At 46.7% G+C, this 20,388-nt stretch carries 17 protein-coding genes and 1 pseudogene; 11 read left to right on the top strand and 7 right to left on the bottom strand.

Features of this window, described 5'->3' with window-relative positions; translation table 11 throughout:
- Positions 1–66 precede the first annotated feature (66 nt).
- From AC0VYE_RS02385 to AC0VYE_RS02370, 4 genes are read right to left on the bottom strand one after another with little or no spacing between them, the layout of a single operon-like run.
- The gene (locus AC0VYE_RS02385; protein WP_475445787.1) at positions 67–1,140 is read right to left on the bottom strand and encodes an ABC transporter substrate-binding protein; all 1,074 of its coding nucleotides are present in this window, start codon (positions 1,138–1,140) and stop codon (positions 67–69) included.
- On the bottom strand, positions 1,140–1,940 hold the full coding sequence (locus tag AC0VYE_RS02380) for an ABC transporter permease (RefSeq protein WP_076268477.1): 801 nt from the start codon (positions 1,938–1,940) through the stop codon (positions 1,140–1,142). The genes AC0VYE_RS02385 and AC0VYE_RS02380 overlap by 1 nt, the downstream gene beginning before the upstream one ends.
- A complete protein-coding gene (locus AC0VYE_RS02375) occupies positions 1,924–2,742 on the bottom strand; it encodes an ABC transporter permease (RefSeq protein ID WP_076268478.1) in 819 nt (272 codons plus the stop codon). The genes AC0VYE_RS02380 and AC0VYE_RS02375 overlap by 17 nt, the downstream gene beginning before the upstream one ends.
- Positions 2,732–3,841, bottom strand: a complete 1,110-nt coding sequence (locus tag AC0VYE_RS02370) for an ABC transporter ATP-binding protein (RefSeq protein WP_076268479.1) — start codon at positions 3,839–3,841, stop codon at positions 2,732–2,734. Before AC0VYE_RS02370 ends, AC0VYE_RS02375 begins: the two co-directional genes overlap by 11 nt.
- A 201-nt stretch (positions 3,842–4,042) precedes the next feature.
- Here AC0VYE_RS02370 and AC0VYE_RS02365 point away from each other — a divergent pair, with 201 nt between their 5' ends.
- The 7 genes and pseudogenes from AC0VYE_RS02365 (at position 4,043) to AC0VYE_RS02335 (ending at position 11,205) form a co-directional block, all read left to right on the top strand.
- A complete protein-coding gene (locus AC0VYE_RS02365; RefSeq protein WP_076268480.1) occupies positions 4,043–5,479 on the top strand; it encodes a PTS mannitol transporter subunit IIBC in 1,437 nt (478 codons plus the stop codon).
- Between the two features lie 67 nt (positions 5,480–5,546).
- Positions 5,547–5,714 (top strand): annotated as a pseudogene (locus AC0VYE_RS02360) (HTH domain-containing protein); the annotation flags it as partial.
- Between the two features lie 189 nt (positions 5,715–5,903).
- On the top strand, positions 5,904–7,604 hold the full coding sequence (locus AC0VYE_RS02355; protein WP_475445783.1) for a BglG family transcription antiterminator: 1,701 nt from the start codon (positions 5,904–5,906) through the stop codon (positions 7,602–7,604).
- 2 nt (positions 7,605–7,606) lie between these two features.
- Complete coding sequence (locus AC0VYE_RS02350) at positions 7,607–8,044, top strand: PTS mannitol transporter subunit IIA (RefSeq protein ID WP_076268482.1); 438 nt, start codon at positions 7,607–7,609, stop codon at positions 8,042–8,044.
- Positions 8,041–9,213: a mannitol-1-phosphate 5-dehydrogenase gene (locus AC0VYE_RS02345; RefSeq protein WP_076268483.1), complete on the top strand. Its 1,173-nt coding sequence runs from the start codon at positions 8,041–8,043 to the stop codon at positions 9,211–9,213. The genes AC0VYE_RS02350 and AC0VYE_RS02345 overlap by 4 nt, the downstream gene beginning before the upstream one ends.
- Before the next feature lie 5 nt (positions 9,214–9,218).
- Positions 9,219–10,952 carry a phosphoenolpyruvate--protein phosphotransferase gene (gene ptsP, locus AC0VYE_RS02340; protein WP_076268484.1) on the top strand — a complete coding sequence of 578 codons (1,734 nt, stop codon included), beginning with the start codon at positions 9,219–9,221 and terminating at the stop codon, positions 10,950–10,952.
- Positions 10,945–11,205, top strand: coding sequence for an HPr family phosphocarrier protein (locus tag AC0VYE_RS02335; protein ID WP_339206371.1), 261 nt, complete (start codon positions 10,945–10,947; stop codon positions 11,203–11,205). Before ptsP ends, AC0VYE_RS02335 begins: the two co-directional genes overlap by 8 nt.
- A gap of 229 nt (positions 11,206–11,434) precedes the next feature.
- On the opposite strand, the gene AC0VYE_RS02330 is transcribed toward AC0VYE_RS02335, so the two are convergent.
- Together AC0VYE_RS02330 and AC0VYE_RS02325 are read right to left on the bottom strand one after the other, a co-directional pair.
- Complete coding sequence (locus AC0VYE_RS02330; RefSeq protein WP_475445780.1) at positions 11,435–13,672, bottom strand: YhgE/Pip family protein; 2,238 nt, start codon at positions 13,670–13,672, stop codon at positions 11,435–11,437.
- A gap of 76 nt (positions 13,673–13,748) precedes the next feature.
- Complete coding sequence (locus tag AC0VYE_RS02325; RefSeq protein WP_076268486.1) at positions 13,749–14,324, bottom strand: TetR/AcrR family transcriptional regulator; 576 nt, start codon at positions 14,322–14,324, stop codon at positions 13,749–13,751.
- A 242-nt stretch (positions 14,325–14,566) separates the two neighbouring features.
- Between AC0VYE_RS02325 and ytxJ the strand changes: the two genes are divergently transcribed.
- The gene (gene ytxJ / locus AC0VYE_RS02320) at positions 14,567–14,905 is read left to right on the top strand and encodes a bacillithiol system redox-active protein YtxJ (RefSeq protein WP_475445779.1); all 339 of its coding nucleotides are present in this window, start codon (positions 14,567–14,569) and stop codon (positions 14,903–14,905) included.
- A 74-nt stretch (positions 14,906–14,979) separates the two neighbouring features.
- Here the strand turns inward: ytxJ and AC0VYE_RS02315 are convergent, their stop codons facing one another.
- Positions 14,980–16,419: an amino acid permease gene (locus AC0VYE_RS02315; RefSeq protein WP_475445777.1), complete on the bottom strand. Its 1,440-nt coding sequence runs from the start codon at positions 16,417–16,419 to the stop codon at positions 14,980–14,982.
- Positions 16,420–16,692: 273 nt separating this feature from the next.
- Between AC0VYE_RS02315 and AC0VYE_RS02310 the strand changes: the two genes are divergently transcribed.
- The 3 genes from AC0VYE_RS02310 (at position 16,693) to AC0VYE_RS02300 (ending at position 20,325) form a co-directional block, all read left to right on the top strand.
- Entirely contained in the window at positions 16,693–17,307 is a 615-nt protein-coding gene (locus tag AC0VYE_RS02310; protein WP_076268489.1) for a PH domain-containing protein, read from the top strand.
- 185 nt (positions 17,308–17,492) lie between these two features.
- Positions 17,493–18,209: a winged helix-turn-helix domain-containing protein gene (locus tag AC0VYE_RS02305; protein WP_475445775.1), complete on the top strand. Its 717-nt coding sequence runs from the start codon at positions 17,493–17,495 to the stop codon at positions 18,207–18,209.
- Positions 18,187–20,325: an ATP-binding response regulator gene (locus AC0VYE_RS02300; RefSeq protein ID WP_475445773.1), complete on the top strand. Its 2,139-nt coding sequence runs from the start codon at positions 18,187–18,189 to the stop codon at positions 20,323–20,325. Before AC0VYE_RS02305 ends, AC0VYE_RS02300 begins: the two co-directional genes overlap by 23 nt.
- Positions 20,326–20,388: the final 63 nt, after the last annotated feature.

Raw genomic sequence — 20,388 nt, 5'->3', positions numbered from 1 at the left:
GCCTCATCTGGAAATATCTCATCCAGCATAGCATGGGAATCATTAGAAAAATGCTATCTCTTTTGTTTATTTCTTATGCATTTTAAACTCGAGGAACAACTCGTTATAGTGAGCCAGCATTCTTTTGCCGAGATTGTCGTAAACCTCAAGCCTTTCAGTCAGCTCTTCATCTGGGTAAAAACGCTCATCAGTCGCAATCTCCTCAGGCAGCAGCGCCAGCGCCGCTTCATTCGGAGTCGAGTAACCGACATATTCCGCGTTCTGAGCGGCCACTTCTGGGTCGAGCATGAAGTTGATAAATTGATGCGCGCCTTCGATATTTTTGGCCGTCTTCGGAATAACCATATTATCAAACCAAAGATTCGAGCCTTCCTCTGGCACGATATAATCAAGCTTATCGTTCTCATCCATAATTTCCGATGCATCACCCGACCAAACAAGACCGACTGCCGCTTCTTCGTTTGCAAGCAGCATCTTGATTTCGTCACCGACAATCGCCTTCACGTTAGGCGTCATCTGGAGGAGCTTCGCTTTCGCCTCCTGCAAATGAGCCTCTTCCGTATCATTCAGCGAATAACCCAAAGAGTTCAGCCCCATGCCCATAACCTCGCGAGCACCGTCCAGCAGCAGGATCTGGTTGCGCAAGCTTTTATCCCATAGGTCATTCCAACTGGAGAAGGTCAGATCCCCGACTAGCTCTGGATTGAACACAATTCCGACAGTCCCCCAAAAATAAGGAATGGAATAAGCGTTGTCTTGATCAAATGATAAATTCATGAAACGCGGATCGATATATTTTAAATTCGGGAGTTTCGAGTGATCGAGCTTTAAGAGCAAACCATCCTCTTTCATCTTGCTAATCGCATACTCAGAAGGAATGCTCACATCAAACGTCGTACCGCCTTGTCCAATTTTGGTCATCATCGCTTCATTCGAATCGAAGGTTTGGTAAATGACCTTAATACCTGTCTCATCTTCAAAGCGGTCAAGCAGCTCGGGATCAACATAATCGCCCCAGTTGTAAATCGTCAGTGTATTGCTTCCGCTGTAGCCTTCACTATCATTCAAGTACGAAGTCAGATAGATGAGGCCAAATGAGACAACAAACACGATTACGAACATACGTACAAGCTGTGTCATTAGTGCCCCTCCTTGCTTGACGGCTTCATATTTCGTTGATTAATGAAATAATAACCAACGACCAGAATGATCGTAAATAAGAAAATAAGTGTCGACAACGCATTGATCGATAACGACACACCTTGGCGCGCCCGTGAATAGATCTCAACAGACAGCGTAGAGAAGCCGTTGCCGGTTACAAAAAACGTTACTGCAAAGTCATCTAGCGAATACGTCAGCGCCATGAAGAACCCTGCGAATATGCCCGGTCTGATGAATGGAAGCACAACGCGCGTCAGCACCTGCCACGAGCTGGCACCAAGATCATGCGCCGCATCAATCAACGTTGAGCTCATTTCCTGCAGCTTCGGCAGCACCATAATAACGACAATCGGAACACTGAACGCAATATGCGACAGCAAGACGGACACAAAGCCCAGCTTGATGCCAATCATCGTAAATAGGATCAGAAAGGACGCACCGATAATAACATCGGGACTTACGATCAATACATTATTGAGCGTCAAAAGCGATTGTTTCGGTCGATTGCTGCGAATATGATGAATAGCTATCGCACCAATAACACCAAGAATCGTCGAAATTGCAGCGGACAGCAGCGCAATAACGAACGTGTTCAGGACAATGATGAGTAAACGCGTATCCGCGAAAACCTCTTTGTAATAATCAAGCGTGAAGCTCTCGAAATTACGCATCGAGCCGCCGCTATTGAACGAATAAAACATTAAATAGAAAATAGGCGCATAGAGTACTGCAAACACGAGTACGAGATAGATGTTCGACCATTTATTTTTTCCGCGCATCTGCCGCACCTCGCTTTCGATTGCCAGTTAACAGCATCATCGCCGCCATCGCTAGAATCAAGAACACAGCAATCGTCGAACCCATACCCCAGTCCTGCGTCACGAGAAAATGCTGCTCGATTGCCGTACCTAGCGTAATAACCCGATTGCCGGCAATAAGCCTCGTAATCATGAACAGAGATAATGCAGGTATAAATACAGCCATACAGCCGGACTTCACACCACTGATCGTTAGCGGAAAAATAACACGCCGGAACGTTGTCCACGCCGATGCGCCAAGATCACGCGCCGCATACACGAGCGTCGGATTCATTTCCTCCAATGCATTGAAGATCGGCAAAATCATAAAAGGAATAAAGATATATACGGATACAAAGATAAAGCTAAAGTCCGTAAACAAAATTTGCTGTTTCGGAATGCCGATCGCTTCCAGCACGGAGTTTGCAAAGCCGTATGTACCGAACAAGCCAATAAACGCATAAGCCTTTAGCAGCAAATTGATCCAGCTAGGAAGTATAATAAGCAGCAGCCAGAGCTGTTTATGCTTAGTTTTTGTCAATAAGTAAGCTGCCGGATACGCGACAAGCAATGATATTGCGGTTATCAGAAACGCGTACCAGAAGGAGCTAAGCGTCATTTTCATATAAACCGGCGTAAAGAACTTCACATAATTGTCCAGCGTGAAGTTGCCCTCTACATCAAAGAAGGAGTAATAGGCAATTAACACGATCGGCGCTATAACAAATAACACAATCCAAGCCATATACGGTATGAGATAAAAACTACGTGATTTATTCGACATCTGCGGCCTCGCTGTATGCTTCAAGACGCTTATCGAATTCTTCTTCCGTTTCACCCAGTCTCATAACATGGATGGCTTCTGGGTCAAAGGTTAATCCGATCTGCTCCCCTACTGTAGCTTTGCGAGTGGAATGGACAAGCCACTCATTTCCTGATTCATCGTAACAGCAAATCTCGTAATGTACGCCCCGGAACAATTGCGAATCTACACGCACTTGCAGCTTACCATTCTCTGAAGAAGTTATTTCCAAATCCTCTGGCCTGATTACAATATCAACAGCCTCATTTGGCGTGAGCCCTTGATCGACGCATTCAAATGAACGACCAGCGAACTCCACCTCGAAGTCGCGTGCCATTCGGCCTGGTACAATATTGGATTCACCAATAAAATCCGCAACAAAGCGATTGATCGGCTCATCGTAAATATCTGTTGGCGTTCCGCTTTGTTGAATTTTTCCTTCATTAATAACAAAAATTTCGTCAGACATCGCCAGCGCTTCCTCTTGGTCATGCGTTACAAATATAAATGTGATGCCAAGTCGGCGCTGCAGCTCGCGCAGCTCGTACTGCATTTCCGTACGAAGCTTAAGGTCAAGCGCGGATAACGGCTCGTCCAGCAAAATAATTTCCGGCTCGTTCACGATCGCCCGCGCGATGGCAACACGCTGCCGCTGACCGCCGGACATCTCCGAAATCTCCCGTGATTCGTAACCGTCCAAGTTGACGAAACGAAGCGCATCCTTCACTTTATTCGTCACATCCGCGTTTTTCATCTTCTTGATTCGCAGGCCAAAGGCAACATTCTCGAACACATTGAGATGAGGAAAAAGAGCATAATCCTGAAAAACCGTATTTACTTGTCGTTCATTCGCAGGAACCCGGTTTATCACTTTATTATGGAAATAGATTTGACCCTCTGAGGGTTCAGTGAAGCCAGCTATAAGCCGGAGCACCGTCGTCTTGCCGCAGCCGGACGGACCAAGCAGCGTATAAAATTTGCCTCGCTCTATTGTAAAGCTGACGTCTTTGAGGACAGCAGCAGCATTATGAGCATATTGTTTTGTCACATGTTCAAAACGAATAATCGTTTGGTCTTGCATATCGCATTCCCCTTTGCAGTTTTAGAAGAAACAATAGTGATTATACAGCATCCCCGAAAATCAGCAATACTAAAAGGAAAAATGATGTCAACAATGCTCATGACGCAACCTGTTTTTCAATTCATTGAATATGAAAGCGCTATACATTACGATTAATTCAGGTTCAGTTAGTGAACATTATTATAAATTGGAGGTTTAAGCATGAGTAAACTGACATCCGAGCAACCGGTATCCGGCGGAGTTAAAGTTTCCGTACAACGATTTGGTCGTTTTCTAAGCGGCATGGTCATGCCGAATATTGGCGCTTTTATTGCATGGGGACTCATTACGGCACTATTTATTCCAACAGGCTGGTTTCCGAACGAAAGCCTAGCAACTCTTGTTGGACCGATGATTACCTACTTGCTCCCTATACTCATCGGCTATACCGGTGGTCAAATGATTCACGGCGTACGCGGAGGCGTAGTCGGCGCAATCGTCACACTCGGCGTTATTGCAGGGGCGGACATTCCAATGTTCCTCGGAGCCATGATCGTTGGCCCGCTAGCCGCATGGGTGCTGAAGAAATTCGATCAATCTATTGAAGGAAAGATTCCTTCGGGCTTTGAAATGCTCATCAACAATTTCTCGTCCGGCATTATTGGCGGCGGTCTTGCACTGATTGCCTTTAAAGGCATTGGACCGGTCGTAGCCGCATTAAGCAAAGTACTTGCTTCAGGCGTAGAGTGGCTGATCAACACTGGTTTCCTGCCGCTTGCGAACATTTTGATCGAGCCAGCTAAAGTACTGTTCCTCAACAACGCGATTAACCACGGCATATTAGGCCCGCTCGCGCTGGATCAAGCATCACAAGCCGGTAAATCCATCATTTACATGCTGGAATCCAACCCAGGACCTGGTCTTGGCATTCTGCTTGCTTATTGGGTATTCGGAAAAGGAATGGTTAAGCAATCGGCGCCAGGCGCTGTTGTCATTCATTTCTTCGGCGGTATACACGAGATTTACTTCCCGTATATTCTAATGAATCCGCGTTTGATTATCGCAGCTATCGCTGGGGGTGTTGCTGGTACATTCACCTTCTCCATCTTCGGAGCTGGTCTTGTCGCCGCGCCATCACCGGGCAGTATTATCGCCTATATCACCATGACGCCAAAAGGCGGACTACTAGCAATGCTAAGCGGCGTAGTCGTCGCAACAATCGTTTCATTCCTCGTCTCTGCTGTTCTTCTTAAAACAAGCAAGCAGGCAGGAGATAACGACAACGAGCTTGAGCTAGCCGCGCAAAAAGTTCAGCAAATGAAAGCTGAATCCAAAGGCAATGCTGCTTCACCTTCCACAGAGCAAGTACAGCTAACGAAAGAGCAAGTGAACAAAATTGTGTTTTCCTGCGATGCGGGCATGGGCTCAAGCGCGATGGGCGCTTCCATTTTACGCAAAAAAATAAATGCAGCTGAGCTGCCGATTACTGTTATCAACACGGCGATAAACGATATTCCAGGCGATGCCGACATCGTGATCACCCATAAAACATTGACTGACCGCGCACGCCTAAAGGCGCCTAACGCAGAGCATATTTCCATTGATAATTTCCTTAAAAGTCCAGAGTATGACTTGCTCGTACAAAGACTAAGTTCATGACTTCATACTTAACGCTGACAGTTTACTGTCGGCGTTAAGTCCATTCTTCTGCTAAGGAGGATAGCCTATCAAAGCCTCAACTAGGCAACGTCGAATTATCGAACTGCTGCTGAGTCAAAAGCAAGAAATTACTGCAGCCGATATCGCGTCCATTGTCGGTACGAGCACAAGGACGATCCATCGCGAGCTTGTCGATATCGAATCGTTACTTGCCGCAAACGGCATTGTACTTCACAAAATAGCAGGGCTTGGTATTCAAGTAGAAGCAGACTCGGATACTCTTGAGCGATTCAAACAATCGTTTGAGCCTTCTGATTACTTTGAATATTCGGCTGAAGAACGAAAAATCGTTATTCTCTGCAGACTGCTTGAGCATGACGAGCCGATAAAGCTGTTTGCACTCGCCCATGAGCTGCGCGTTACGATGCCGACCATCAGCCATGATCTAGATGAGCTGGAGGAACTGATCATCAAACAGGGGATGACCCTTGTTCGCAGAAGAGGATATGGCGTTGAAATTATTGGATCTGAAGAAGATAAGCGTCATTCGATTAGCTTGCTTGCCATAAATCATCTCGACGATTCCGATCTATTCGGTCAATTCAAGAACCTTACAGTCTCAAACCCGATCACAGCACAGCTGCTCGACATGATCGGCAAAGAAAACTTTAAGCGGCTCGAGCATGCGCTATGGGAACTAAATGACGAATGGCCACACACGTTGTCCGAATCTAACTATACAAGATTGCTTATTAAGCTGTCGGTTGCGTTAACCCGAATAGAGAACAACTGCTATGTCACAGCAAGCGAATATCGTCATTCTGATGAAATCATTCCATTGCTGCGAAGCTTGCTCGATGCGCTCAATCTACAGCTCCCAATAGAAGAAAAAACGTATCTTTCACAACTGCTGAATAGCGAAGCTTTTCTAGATAACGGTCTGTTAATTCATCATGAAGATATGAAGGCCATTGAAGGTGTCAGGCTGCTCATCCGTTATGTCGAGGATCAGCTTAACATGTCGCTCATGGAGGATCGATCGCTAGAAGAAGGACTTATTCAGCATATAAAACCAGCCTTTCAGCGCATTAAGGACGGCATCGCCATCCGCAATCCGATGTTAGTGCCGATCAAAAAAGATTACCCTATATTGTTTTCCATTGTTCAAAGCGCTGTACAACAGGTTTATCCGCTTCTACAAGTGCCTGACGAGGAGATCGGTTATATCGTTATGCATTTCGGAGCTTCCCTTGAGCGGTTAAAGCCTTTTCCAAGAAAAATAAGAGCTGTTCTCGTTTGTACGAGCGGCATCGGTTCCTCCAAGCTTTTAGCTGTCAAAATTGCTAACGTACTGCCGCAAATCGACCTGATCGGTCATTATTCATGGTATGAAGCGACAAGGCTTCCGCCTAGCCGCTATGATTTGATCATTTCAACTGTTGATTTGCCGCTAGAGCCGGATCGCTATATTAAGCTGAGTCCCCTGCTCACACCGGAAGAAACCAATAAGCTTCGCAGCTATATAGAGGGCACAACCTTGAAGAAGGCCGCTCCCTCCCTATCAGCAAATGAAGACACGGCAGGCCAGTCTCCTCTGGATCGTTTGCTGCAGCTTCAGCTGTATTCCGGCATCGTTCTTCAGCTGCTTGACGGCTTCCATGTGCATGATTTAACGCTGTTGCCAGATCAAGATCGATTGGATCACCAGCTGCCGAGCATGCTTTCCTTAATTGGAAAGCCATATATCGATGCAAATCGCGAAAAAATAGCCGATCAGCTGCTCGCAAGAGAGCTGCAAGGAAGTCTGGTCATACCAGATACCGAGCTTGCTCTGCTTCATACACGCAGCGAATGGATTAAAGAGCCTCTGCTTGCTTTATATCGATATGATCGATCTTTGCAGCTAGGCGAGGATGAAGATGCGCAGGCCAAGCACCTGTTGATGATGCTCGGCCCTCTCAAGCTTGATTCCTATAGCCTTGAGCTGCTAAGTGAAATTAGCGCAATGCTGCTGCTGCCGGATCTACTTACTTTATTAGCGCATGATGATGCGGCAAGCATTAAGCTGTTTATTTCAAAGAAGCTGGAACAATATATAAAAACCAAATTGGATTGGAGAGAATAATCATGACCATTCTATCTACAGAGAAAGTAAAATTAAACGTTAACCTCAAGGACAAATACGAAGCGATCCGCATGGTTGGACAAATGCTTGTTGACGCAGGGCATGCTCCGCAGTCGTATATCGACAAAATGATTGAGCGCGAGGAGTCTCTATCCACCTATATTGGCGGAGGGCTTGCCATGCCTCATGGCACGAACGAATCGAAAGCACTTATTCAATCTACAGGCATGGCCATTATTACCGTACCGGCAGGCGTAGACTTCGGCGGCGAAGAGCCTGCTCAATTAATTATCGGCCTAGCGGCTGTCGGCGACGATCACCTTGATATTTTGACCAATGTTGCTGTGCTCGTGTCTGAGGAAGAAGATATGCAGCGCATTTTGAACGCTTCGTCGGAGCAAGAATTGATTTCTATCTTTGAATCGGGGATGGAATCATGAAGGCCGTTCACTTCGGCGCAGGCAACATAGGCAGAGGTTTTATCGGTTTGCTGCTGCATAACGCGGGCTACGAGGTATGTTTTGTTGATGTTAATGATACGCTTGTCTCGCAGCTGCAAGAAAAAGGGCAATATGCGGTTAAGATTGCAAACGAGCAGGGCGACACGTATCTTGTTGACCATATAACTGCTATTGACGGCAAAAATATAGATTTAGTCGCTAAGACTATCGCGGAAGCGGATATCGTCACAACCGCTGTTGGCGTATCGGTACTGAAGCACATTGCCGCTGCGGTCGCTAAAGGAATTGAGCTTAGAATCGAGAGCGGCAAAGCCGCTCTTCCGGTTATTGCGTGCGAGAATGCCCTTGGCGGCAGCACGATTTTGAAGCAATTCGTTTATGGCCATCTATCTGCGGATGTACAGGCGAAGGCCGATCAGCATATCGTTTTCCCTGACGCCGCCGTTGACCGTATCGTTCCACTGCAGCAAAATGAAGACCCACTTGAAGTTATGGTCGAGCCTTTCTATGAGTGGACTGTAGAGCGCTCCCCATTGCTTAATTCGCTTAAGGAAATTGACGGAGTACACTACGTCGATCAACTGGAGCCGTATATCGAGCGCAAGCTGTTCACTGTTAATACAGGGCATTGCGTTGCAGCGTATCACGGTTTCCTTAAAGGCTGCGAGACGATTCAAGAAGCGATGAACAACAAAGAGATATTGGCAGAGGTACGAGGCGCATTGCAGGAATCAGGAGCTGCGCTTATCCAAACGTATCAATTCGATGAGAAAGAGCATGCGCTTTATGTTGAGCAAATTTTGGAGCGCTTCGTTAATCCTTACTTGGTAGACGAGGTTGTTCGAATCGGCCGCTCGCCTATTCGCAAGATTTCTCCGAATGACCGTCTAGTTAGACCGGCCTCATTAGCTTATAAATATGGCATGCCTGCCATTCATTTGACCACGGCCATGGCAGCGGCTTTACATTTTAATGCTGTAGATGATCCCGAGGCTGCCGAGCTGCAAGCTTCCATTAAGGAACTAGGCCTTCATTCTACGATAACAAAATATACAGGTTTAGATGAGCAGCATCCGCTTCATATACAAGCGGCAGAGCAATACCGCAAGCTGGAGCAATCACTTCAATCTGCGGCGAAAGGAGTCTGAAGTTAATGACATTAACACTTAAAGGGATAGCAGCATCACCGGGTATCGCCATTGCCCCGGTCTTCCATCTCGCTTCCGAGCGTTTCATACCGACTGAGCAATCTGTGCAAGACAGTGCGCAGGAAATAGAAACGTTCCGCCGTGCTGTTGCAAGCACCCGTGAAGAGGTTGAAGCGATTCGCACAAAAACAGAGGAGCGCCTCGGAGCAGACAAAGCCGAAATATTTGAAGGTCATCTGATGATTTTGGAAGATCCTGATTTCATTGAAGCGATTGAGCAGAAAATAGCCGAAGAATCCATAGATGCTCAATTTGCGCTCCATGAGATTTCCAATTATTTTATCGACCTGCTGCAATCGATGACCGATGAACTGCTAAGAGGGCGCGCCGTTGATATTGAGGACGTATCCGGACGTATCATGAGTCATTTGCGAGGCGTCCCACATACCGACCTAGCCAATCTGTCGGAGGAGTGTATTATCGTCGCGCGCGATCTGACGCCTTCAGATACTGCTCAGCTTAATTTGAACTACGTACGCGGTTTTGTCACAGAGATAGGCAGCCGCACCTCGCATTCTGCCATTATGGCGCGGTCATTGGAAATACCAGCAATCGTAGGGATCGGTCAAGCGGTTCAAGATATGAAAGAGCAAGCTGTTATTATCGTTGATGCGGCTGAAGGCATTGTCCTAATTGAGCCTACGGAAGAAGAACTGGCAGCCTATCAAGAAAAGAAACAAAAGGATGATCTGCGCAGAGCGGAATTAAGCAAGCTGAAGGATAAGCTCACTTTGTCCAAGGATGGCAAGCAAGTTGAGCTGGCAGCCAACATCGGCAGCTTGGAAGATATTCAGCGGGCAATCGACAATGGCGCCGAAGGAATTGGACTTTTTCGTACCGAATTTCTATATATGGGGCGCAGCTCCCTCCCAACGGAGGAGGAGCAGTTCACCAGCTACAAATATGCGCTTGAGAAAATGAACCCTAAGCCAGTCGTCATTAGGACGCTTGATATAGGCGGAGACAAGGAGCTCCCCTACATGGAGCTGCCGAAAGAAAGCAATCCTTTCCTCGGACAGCGCGCGCTGCGCCTATGTCTCGATAGACAGGACTTGTTCCGTACACAGCTGCGGGCACTTCTCCGCGCCAGCCGCTACGGCAATTTGAAAATCATGTTCCCGATGATTGCCGTATTAGAAGAGCTCCTCGAGGCAAAGAAGCTGCTTGAGGAAGAAAAGCAGAAGCTCATCGCCGAAGGCGTACAGCTTGCCGAGCATATCGAAATTGGCATGATGGTCGAAATTCCAGCCGCGGCAGTCGCTGCCGATCTTTTCGCTCCTGAAGTTGATTTCTTCAGCATCGGCACTAATGATTTGATTCAATATACAATGGCGGCAGACCGTATGAACGAAACGGTATCGTACCTGTACCAGCCATGGCATCCATCCTTGCTTCGCCTCATCAGCTTCGTTATTCAAGCGGCAGAGAAGGAAGGCAAATGGGTGGGCATGTGCGGCGAGATGGCAGGCGATCAGACGGCAATCCCCTTGCTTCTTGGCCTTGGCCTGCATGAATTCAGCATGAGCGCAGGTTCGATTCTGCAAGCAAGAGAGCTGATCGGACAGCTTGACCAGTCCGAATGGTCGGTTCATGCCAATCAAGCACTGACTATGCGGAGCACTCAGGAAATTACACAATTCGTAGAACGCACAAGAAACGGAGTGATTCATCATGATTAGCAAAACTTACACTATCATCAATCCGACGGGCTTTCATGTACGCCCTACTAAAACCTTCGTCCAAACAGCAAACACCTTTCCTTGTAAAATCAGCGTCATTGCCAAAGGTAAAAAAGTAAACGGCAAAAGTTCGCTTAGCATGCTGACACTTGGTATTGCGATGAATGAAGAAGTGACTTTGGAAATTGACGGCGAACAGGAAGAGCAAGCGCTCGAGACGCTTGGTCAATTGCTCACTGAAATTCACGAATAGCAGATAATTAGCGGCTGACCGAATGAGAAGAGATCATCTTAATTGATCGCTTCCAAGATGGTCAGTCGTTTTTGTATATGACTGTGCCAAGTTAATCAGACTCACCTCACTCCCTTGCGATACAATTGCATACAAAAAAAGACGCTCTCATCCACTTTTCATTGTGTTTGAGAGCGTCTTTGCATATTGGGCTGTGTCACGGATTATCCGAGACTAGCCCTTTTTTAAATTAAACAGATGCCGGAACTGCCGGTTCCAACTGATCGTCCTTCGTTTTCCGATGGGACAACGTAAAGTACAGATAAGAAAGTACTGCGAACAGAATAGCAATACCCGCCATAATTGCAACGTATCCAGCCATCGAGCTGTAATCTCCGCTTGAGATAATATCTCTAAAGCCTTTGACGGAGTAAGTCATTGGCAGGAACGGCGATACTTTTTGCAGCCATCCAGGTACAAGCTCGATAGGGAATGTGCCCGCAGAGCTCGTTAATTGGAAGATAAGCAAAATAACTGCGATAAATCGTCCCGGATTGCCCATTGAAGCAACTAGGAATTGAATAATCATCATAAACGTAATGCTGGTTAGTATGGAGTACATGACGAACAAGCCCATGCTTTGCACTTCCAGCTTCAGCACATAAATAAGAGCAGCATCCGCAATCAATGCCTGAATGGTGCCGATTAGCGCTAAAGTGAGTGCTTTACTCAAAAACCAGCTCCAGCCGTTAACTGGACGAACAGCCGGTTCACGAACCGAATATACAATCGTTAATAGCATAGCTCCGACATATAATCCAAGCGATAGGAAATACGGCGCAAGACCTGTACCGTAGTTATCTACTTTCGTTACTTTCTCTACATCAAGCTTTACTGGATCGGAGAACATATCCACCATCGTATCGGTCAGCTTTAGATCAGACGTCTTATCCGACGCTTCATTCAGCTTGCCTGACAGCTCCTGAGTGCCATCCTCCAATTTCAACAAACCTGAAGCTACTTGCTGCGCACCATCCTCCAGCTCTACCGAACCATTAACGAATGGCGTAATGCTTGAGGACAACTGTGAAAGTCCAGACGTAAGCGTTGCTGCCCCGCTGTTCAGCTGTTTGGCACCTGTTGCAAGCTTTGTTCCGCCGGCACTTGCTTCAGCAAGCTTCGAGCCGAACTGATTCATGCCGGTTGAAAATTTCTTCGCACCAGCGACTACCTGCTCTGCCCCTGCACCAAGCTGCTTGCCGCCGGCCGCTGCTTCCTCGACCTTCTTATCGAAGGTTCCAAGTCCATCAGATACTTTGACTAGGCCTTCATTAAGCTTCGACGCCCCGTCTCTCAGCTGCTTCTGTCCTTCTGAAGACTTCTCCAAACCCGCCGCAAGCTCTCGGCTCGCTTTGAGCAAAGACGCAAAGCTTTCGCTCTCCGCCAGCTCGGGATTCGCCTGACCCAGCTGCGTCAGCCCATTCGCCAGCTGCGACGCTCCTGCCTTCAGCTGCTCCTCGCCCGCAGCTGATTCCTTAAGACCGCCCGCTAGCTGCCCCGCAGCCTGCTGCGCGTCCGACGCGCCTCCCGCCAGCTGTCCGCTCGCTCCGGCTAATTGCGACAAGCCGTCGCTAAGCTTCACCGCTCCAGCTCCAAGCGAGCCCGCGCCTTCACCAAGCGATGCGGCTCCCGCGCCAAGCTCCTTCTGCGCTGCTAGCAGCTGTGCCAGGCCGCTAGCCAAGTTATTCGTGCCCGTGCTAAGCTCGGCACTGCCTTTGCCAAGCGCCTTGCCGCCATCGTTCAGCTTAGCGACTCCTTCTTTGAGCGTAAGCGATCCGCTGACCAGCTTCGCTAAGTTTTTCTCGATGAGTACGGCTCCGTCCTTCGCCTTCGTCGTCCCATCAGCAATTTCACCTGCACCATCGCTCGCTTTGCTTATGCCATCCACGAGCTCCTCCATTTGCTCAAACACAGTGCGCGTATAAGCCGACGTCACTTCTTTGTTAAGCTCCATTTTCATGGTGTCGACTGCTTTGCTGCCAATCTGAGAAGCTAAAAAGTTATAGCTCTCATTAGCTAAATACGTAAGCTTAGCCGGTGTTGGCTTATCTGAAGTTAAAGTAGTTGTTTTCTCCGAGAAATCAGAAGGAATCTCAATGGCCAAATAGTAGCTATGATCTTCCATTCCCGCCTCGGCTTCCTCTTTACTTACGAAATGCCATTCAAATTTTTCATTTTCCTTTAGCTCTGCCTCAAAATCATCGCCAATATGCATCATCTCGCCGTTAAATTCATACCCTTTATCCGCATTAACGACGGCTACCGGCATCTTATCCAAATTTCCATACGGGTCCCAAAACGCCCCTAGAAACATCGATGAGTACATAACGGGAATCATCAGCACGCCAATTACCGATATCAACAACATTTTGTTGCGGCCGATTCCGGACAATTCTTTACCAAACTGCTTTAAACCTTTGAACTTCAAATCGTCCACTCTCCCAGTTACTGATTGACCATTTCTCTCATTTGGTCATTTCTTTGTGTAAAAAAAGGCATCCAGGTTATTCCGGAGCCAATCCTACTTGCATATAGAATCGCAATTTTTCCGCTACTTGCTGTTTGTTCAGCGGTTCATGCGTTTTTTTCCATTCTACCGTAAGCGCCATATACAAGCGGAGCATAACAAACGCAGTCATTTCTGGATCACAAGGCTTAATCTCGCCTTTATCGATCGCCAGCTGGATTTGATGCTGAATATAACCAACGACTGCTTTCTCTATTTGCTGTATACCCTCCAGCGCCATGGGCGTACCAATCTCGCGTACCTCATGCGATAGCTTAAGTGCAAGCTCATGTTCCTCGCGAAAATCGAGCAGCTGCTCGAGCGCAGCGTTCAAATTATCGAAGAATAACCGATTAGGATCAACAACCTTTTCTGCAACCTGCTTCATTTCAATAATAAGCTTCTTCATAATTTCGTGGAACAACTCTTCTTTATTCGTAAAAAACGTGTAGATCGTCCCTTTGCCTACATTCGCAATTTTCGCTACCTGATCCATGGTCGTCGCCTTATACCCAAACAGCGCGAACGACTTCCCCGCAGCATTCACAATCTGCTGTCGTCGATCAATGGCCATTCCTTCACCTCCGAGCATTTCATTCCTTTATCACTTTAAAAACTGACCAAAAAACTAAAACGGTCATTTCGACTTCCGTTATCATAGCACGCTCCAATTCCGATTGCAATACCCGATTCATACAATAGCAATATGGCTCAGGACATAACGACAAAAAAATGACTTTACACGTCAAAAAGCGCTATACTATATGTACGGTTTAATTAATTTCTGCACAGCAGATTAAAAGGAGTGTTCCCCTTATGTCATACAAAGAAATCACGTCCATTGAAGAATGGAACAACGTCTATGAAGCTTCAGCTACTCGTCCACTCGTTGTATTCAAGCACAGCACCACTTGCCCGGTCAGCGCTAACGCTTACCAAGAATTCAATCAATATCTTGATGGGAAACCAAGAGAAGATGTGGAATACGTGCTTGTAAAAGTTATCGAATCGCGTCCGGTTTCCAACCAAATCGCTGAAGATACTTCCGTTAAGCATGAGTCCCCGCAAATTATTTTTATCGAGAAAAAAGAAAAAGTGTGGACGACGTCCCACTGGTCGATTACTAAAGCTCATATTACAGCTGTACTCGACTAATTTTTTATAATTTTTTTAAAAAAAGCTTCCAGCCTTATGCCTCAGCGCATAACGGTTGGGAGCTTTTTTTCATACTATTCCTCCGGATCTAACTTACATTCTGCCAGCGTCAGCATTCGAGTACGATACTTCCATTTGTGTCCGATAAAGATGGCAAGGAAAAGGGGAATGCCGATGTAGGAGGCGAAGATATAAGCCCAATCAATACGCCCATCCTTGAGAGCGCCGATAAACTGACCGCCAATCACAACAATACAGAGCAGCATAGCGAGAATAGGACCAAACGGAAACCATTTCGCCAGATAGGCCAGATCCTCTAGCTTGTGGCCTTGTGATACATAGGCTCTGCGAAAGCGGTAATGGCTAATCGCAATGCCAAGCCAAACGATAAAGCCAGACATCCCCGAAGCATTCAGCAGCCATACGTAGACGACGCCATCACCGAAGAAGGAAGCTAAGAAAGCGAGCATGCCAAGAGCCCCCGTCGCAAGGAGCGCCGCTACAGGAACCCCGCGCATGTTCAGCTTAGCCAGAAAACGAGGGGCTTTCCCCTCCTTCGCCAGCACCCAAAGCATCCGCGTAGAGGCATACATGCCAGAATTGCCCGCTGACAATACCGAGGTCAATATGACTGCATTCATAATTGAAGCCGCTACGGCAAGACCTGCTCTCTCGAAAATGATCGTAAATGGACTCGTTGAAATGTCCCCGCTCGCGAGCTGCGCATTTGAATAAGGGATTAACATGCCAATTAGCAATATCGCCAATATGTAGAACAAGAGGATTCTCCAAAAAATAGAACGGATAGCACGCGGGATATTCTCTCTAGGATTCTCACTCTCGCCAGCCGTGACTCCAATTAGCTCCGTTCCTTGAAAAGAGAAGCCCGCAGCCATAAATACGCCTAACGTAGCTAGAAAACCAGCAGGAAACGGATTGTCCGTCAGATTGCTTATGCCCACCGCTTTCCCATTCCAAATGCCGATCACCATCATCAAGCCGATAGCGATAAACACGATTACCGTTACAATTTTGATCATAGCAAGCCAGTATTCCGATTCGCCGTAACCCTTAACAGACAGAAGGTTAAGGCTAAGCATTAACAATAGAAATAGACCGCTCCACAAAATAGACGGACTGTTCGGAAACCAAAACTTCATAATAAGCGTGGCTGCAGACAGCTCCGCCGCAATCGTTATCGCCCAGTTGTACCAATAGTTCCAGCCAAGTGCAAAACCAAGCGAAGGATCAACAAAACGTGCTGCATAGGTGCTGAACGTTCCAGACACAGGCATATAGGTAGCCATTTCCCCTAAGCTTGTCATCAGAAAATATACCATTATGCCAATCAGCGTATAAGCAAGCACCGCTCCTCCCGGCCCAGCAGAGTGAATGGCACCGCCACTCGCAAGGAACAAACCCGTACCAATAGAACCTCCAAGCGATATCATGGTCATATGCCGAGCCTTCAAACCTCTGCGCAGCGTGTTCGAATCCTCTCGTCGCTCACTCATCGTCACGTTCCTCCTTTCCATCTCCTCAGTTTGTTGAATTTCCCGTATTTTATCCATCCGATAAAAAGTTTAGTAAGACAATTGATTGAAAAATAGTAAGATAAGCATCTCTATATAAACGCAGCAAAAGTTTGTGAATAAGCCGCTAATAAAACAGATGATTATCCAGTATCACACAACGCTAAAATACGACAAATGGACTATCATAATTTCCATTTTTTAATATATAATGAGTAGGTGTGAATTCCACGCAACGATGAGAGGAATGGTAAAATGTTTGGTAAATTAGCAGCAGATGCCCTTGGAATAAGTGATATTGGCGCGATCATCAAGCCCGAAGATTTCAGCAAAGCCGATTCTGACGATTACGTCATGCATGAGGATAACGAGAAAATTTATTTTCTCATTAAGTCAAAAACCGACGAATATTGCTTCACAAACCTAGCACTCATTCATCTAGACGGCAAAAGCGCCTTGAGCAAAAAACGGACATTGAAGCGCTACTCTTACAGTGCTAATCAAATTTCACAAGTTGCATTAGAAACAGCTGGAACAGTCGATCTCGATGTTGAAATCAAGTTCACGATTGGCTCAGTGCCATTCTCCATTGATGTCAACAAGAAGCATATCGAAGAGCTGAAAGACCTTTATAAAGCACTTATCAAAATCTCAGAAATTACACGCGAGAACGAAATCTCGCTTGAATATGCAAGACGGAGTCTGGATCTCGCATCCACAACGTTGCAGCAAATCCATAAAGGCGACTTCAACGTCGTCGAACAATTCGACGGACTGAACAAATCTGCGTTCAACTGGCTAGTTAACACACATAAGCAATATCGCATCAAGGATTTTGGCGCTATTTTTGAGCGTTATATCAATAATTAAATCGGACGTTTAGACCTCATCATCACAAAGCAGATCCGCTCATTTGAGCCGATCTGCTTTTTTAATACCAATCACATCACTTCCGTGTAATATTACCTGACACAAATATTGCCTAAACCCATCATTCAAGTATATATTTAAAGAAATGGTTACCATACATATCACATGTGAAGAGGTGATTCAACTTGCCAGGTGAACTCATATTAACCGTTGACGACGAAGTTAGAATCGGCGAGCTCGTGGGCATGTATTTATCCAAGGACGGCTTCCGCCATCTGAACGCAACGACAGGCAAGCAAGCGATTGAGTTAACGGAGAATGAACAGCCTTCACTGATCGTACTGGACGTTTTGCTTCCAGATATGGAGGGTTACGAGCTTTGTGCAAGGCTGAGACAAACAACCGATGTCCCGATCGTATTCCTCACTTGCAAGGATACTGAAATCGATAAGGTTGTTGGCTTGAGCGTCGGTGCGGATGATTACGTTAGCAAACCTTTCAGCCCCATAGAACTAATCGCCCGCATCAAAGCGCAGCTCCGTCGAAATCGAATCGTCAACCATCGGCAATCTGACATCATTCCCTCTTCTGTCATTTCCTCTGCACATGTCGAGCTTCGCATCGATGCACATGAGGTTTACGTCGAAGGCAAGCGAATCGAGTTGTCCACCAAAGAATTTCAACTGCTTGCCTACCTGATGCAAAACGCGCGGCAGGTGCTTACAACAGAACGATTACTCAGTCATATTTGGGGCTACGAGAGCAGCCTCGACACCAAAACCTTGCAGGTACATATCGGGCATTTGCGCAAAAAAATAGAACAAGTCCCTTCCACTCCTTCGCGCATCATTACGATTCGCGGTATTGGATATAAATTCAATGAACCGATTAAAGAGCATTAAGTCTCTCCTCCAGCCGCGCACCTTCGCTTTCCAGATGCTTGCGGCTATGCTGACCGTCTCCCTCATCCCGCTATTGCTTTTATCCGTATTCGCCGGACAAACCGTATCTTCACAGCTCAATCATTTCAATGAGCTGAATACCGCCATGATTGAGAAAAATTATTTCAGCATGTATGAAGCCAACATTGAAGAACAGGTCCGGGCGATCGATACCGAGCTGCGCCTTGTCGAGGATGCCGTATTGCTGGCCAAAGCACTCGCAGAATCTATTTTTTCCACGGAGAATCATGCTGAGGTTCGGCCTCTCGTTTTCAAGTATGATTTAGCGCAAAAGCGATTTATAGAGAAGCAGCCTGATGGCATGGGGGTCGTTTCTATCCGTACAGACAACCCGCTGCAATATCCAACACCGGAGCAGGCTTATGATTTAGCACGCAGCAAGGCGTTATTTCCACTTTTTAAGTCTGAATCGTCACGGAAGCAAAACATCGTTTCGATTTACTATATTCATCCCAAATCCGGTTCCTATTATTATCCGGAATTTATTGCTCAAGATTCCGATGCTCCCTCGAAGCCTATTCATCTTCTAACTTCATACAACTTTTATTCCGATGCGCTTAACGTCAGGCCAAAGTCGAACCGGGTGGCATGGACAAAGCCCTACCTCGACATCACGCCAAGAGGCTGGATGTTTACAGCTACGACGCCTGTTTATGATGAGAATCGAGTCCTCAGAGGAGTCGTAGCGGCAGACGTGACGATTGAGCGTTTCGTAAATAATGTGCTGGATACCAGATTCGCCGACGAGAACGGCATTGCATTGCTGCTAGATACGGATCACGAGCTTATCGCTGCCCAGCAGCATGGCGCCAACGAGATTCAACAGCTCGATTTAGCCCAGCTCTTCAGTAACGATACGCTAAACAGCTTTCGCAGCATGCAGCTAGATGGTCAGCAGAAGGTCGTCTTCAGCCGATCTATCCCATCAACAAATTGGACACTTGGCTATATCATCCCTGAACATAAACTGCTTGAACCAATCCACTCAGCCACCCTTACGCTCTCTGCCCAGACAAGCGACAAGCTTATCGTCCAGCTTTCCTTGCTCGGCTTAGTCGCGGTATGCTTGAGCGTTCTACTCTCTTTCTATTTACGATTTAAGATTTCACGGCCCGTCAATATGCTTGCCGAAGCATTCGCTGAGATGAGTGAGGGACAGTTCACCTCCTCACTTGAAGACACATGGTCACTCGAATTCAATCAACTGCTGCGCGCGTTCAACCGCATGTCGCACAAAATTCAGGAGCTCATGGAGGAGCAGACCGAATTAAATCATCAGCTTGAGTACAAGGTCGAGCTGCGAACGGAAGAGCTTCGTGATATGAATAATGAATTGGAAGCACGTGTTGATGAGCTGCTTCGACTAGAGCATTGGCGCAAGGAGCTGCTCATGAATATTTCACATGATTTAAAAACGCCGATAACGTTAATACGCGGTTATATCGAGGCTATTAACGATGGCACCATTAGCGGAGAAGATACTGGTATCTTTTTGAGCAGAATTTATGAGGACATTCAGACGATTAATCAGTTCGTTCGCAACTTAAATGAGCTAAGCTTACTGGAAACGAGACAGCTTGAAGCTAAGTTCACTTCTTTCGCAGCAGATTATTTCTTTCATGCGATGGTCAGCAAATGGGAGCCCTTCATGAAGCTGGAGCAGCGCCCCTTCCATACAAGAAAGCATGCCAGCGGCGGGCGATTGCGTGGCGACACACACCTAATTAGCCGCGTTATCGACAATCTCATAGATAATGCGTTGAAATATTCTACCGCCAGCAGCCCCATTACTTTTACATATGAACTCACTAGTCATACTGTAATCTTTCGAGTTATCGATATCGGTTCAGGCATACCCGATGACGCATTGCCTTATATTTTCAACTCCTTCTACCGTGTGGATAAATCAAGAAACAGCGGTATCCCCGGCAGCGGTCTCGGCTTATCCATCGCCAAAGAAATCGCCGACATTCATGGAGGCCAGCTAACCGTTATTCCAAACGCAGAAGAAGGCCATGGTTGTGTTTTCTCATTAACTCTTCCTCTATCCAACTAATGACTCCACAATAATAAGAGCCTGCTCATTCGCCCTTTGCGGCAAATGAACAGGCTCGTTTTA

Source organism: Pristimantibacillus sp. Z349TD_6, assembly GCF_056173205.1.
This window is presented reverse-complemented; position numbering and strand designations above follow the sequence as displayed.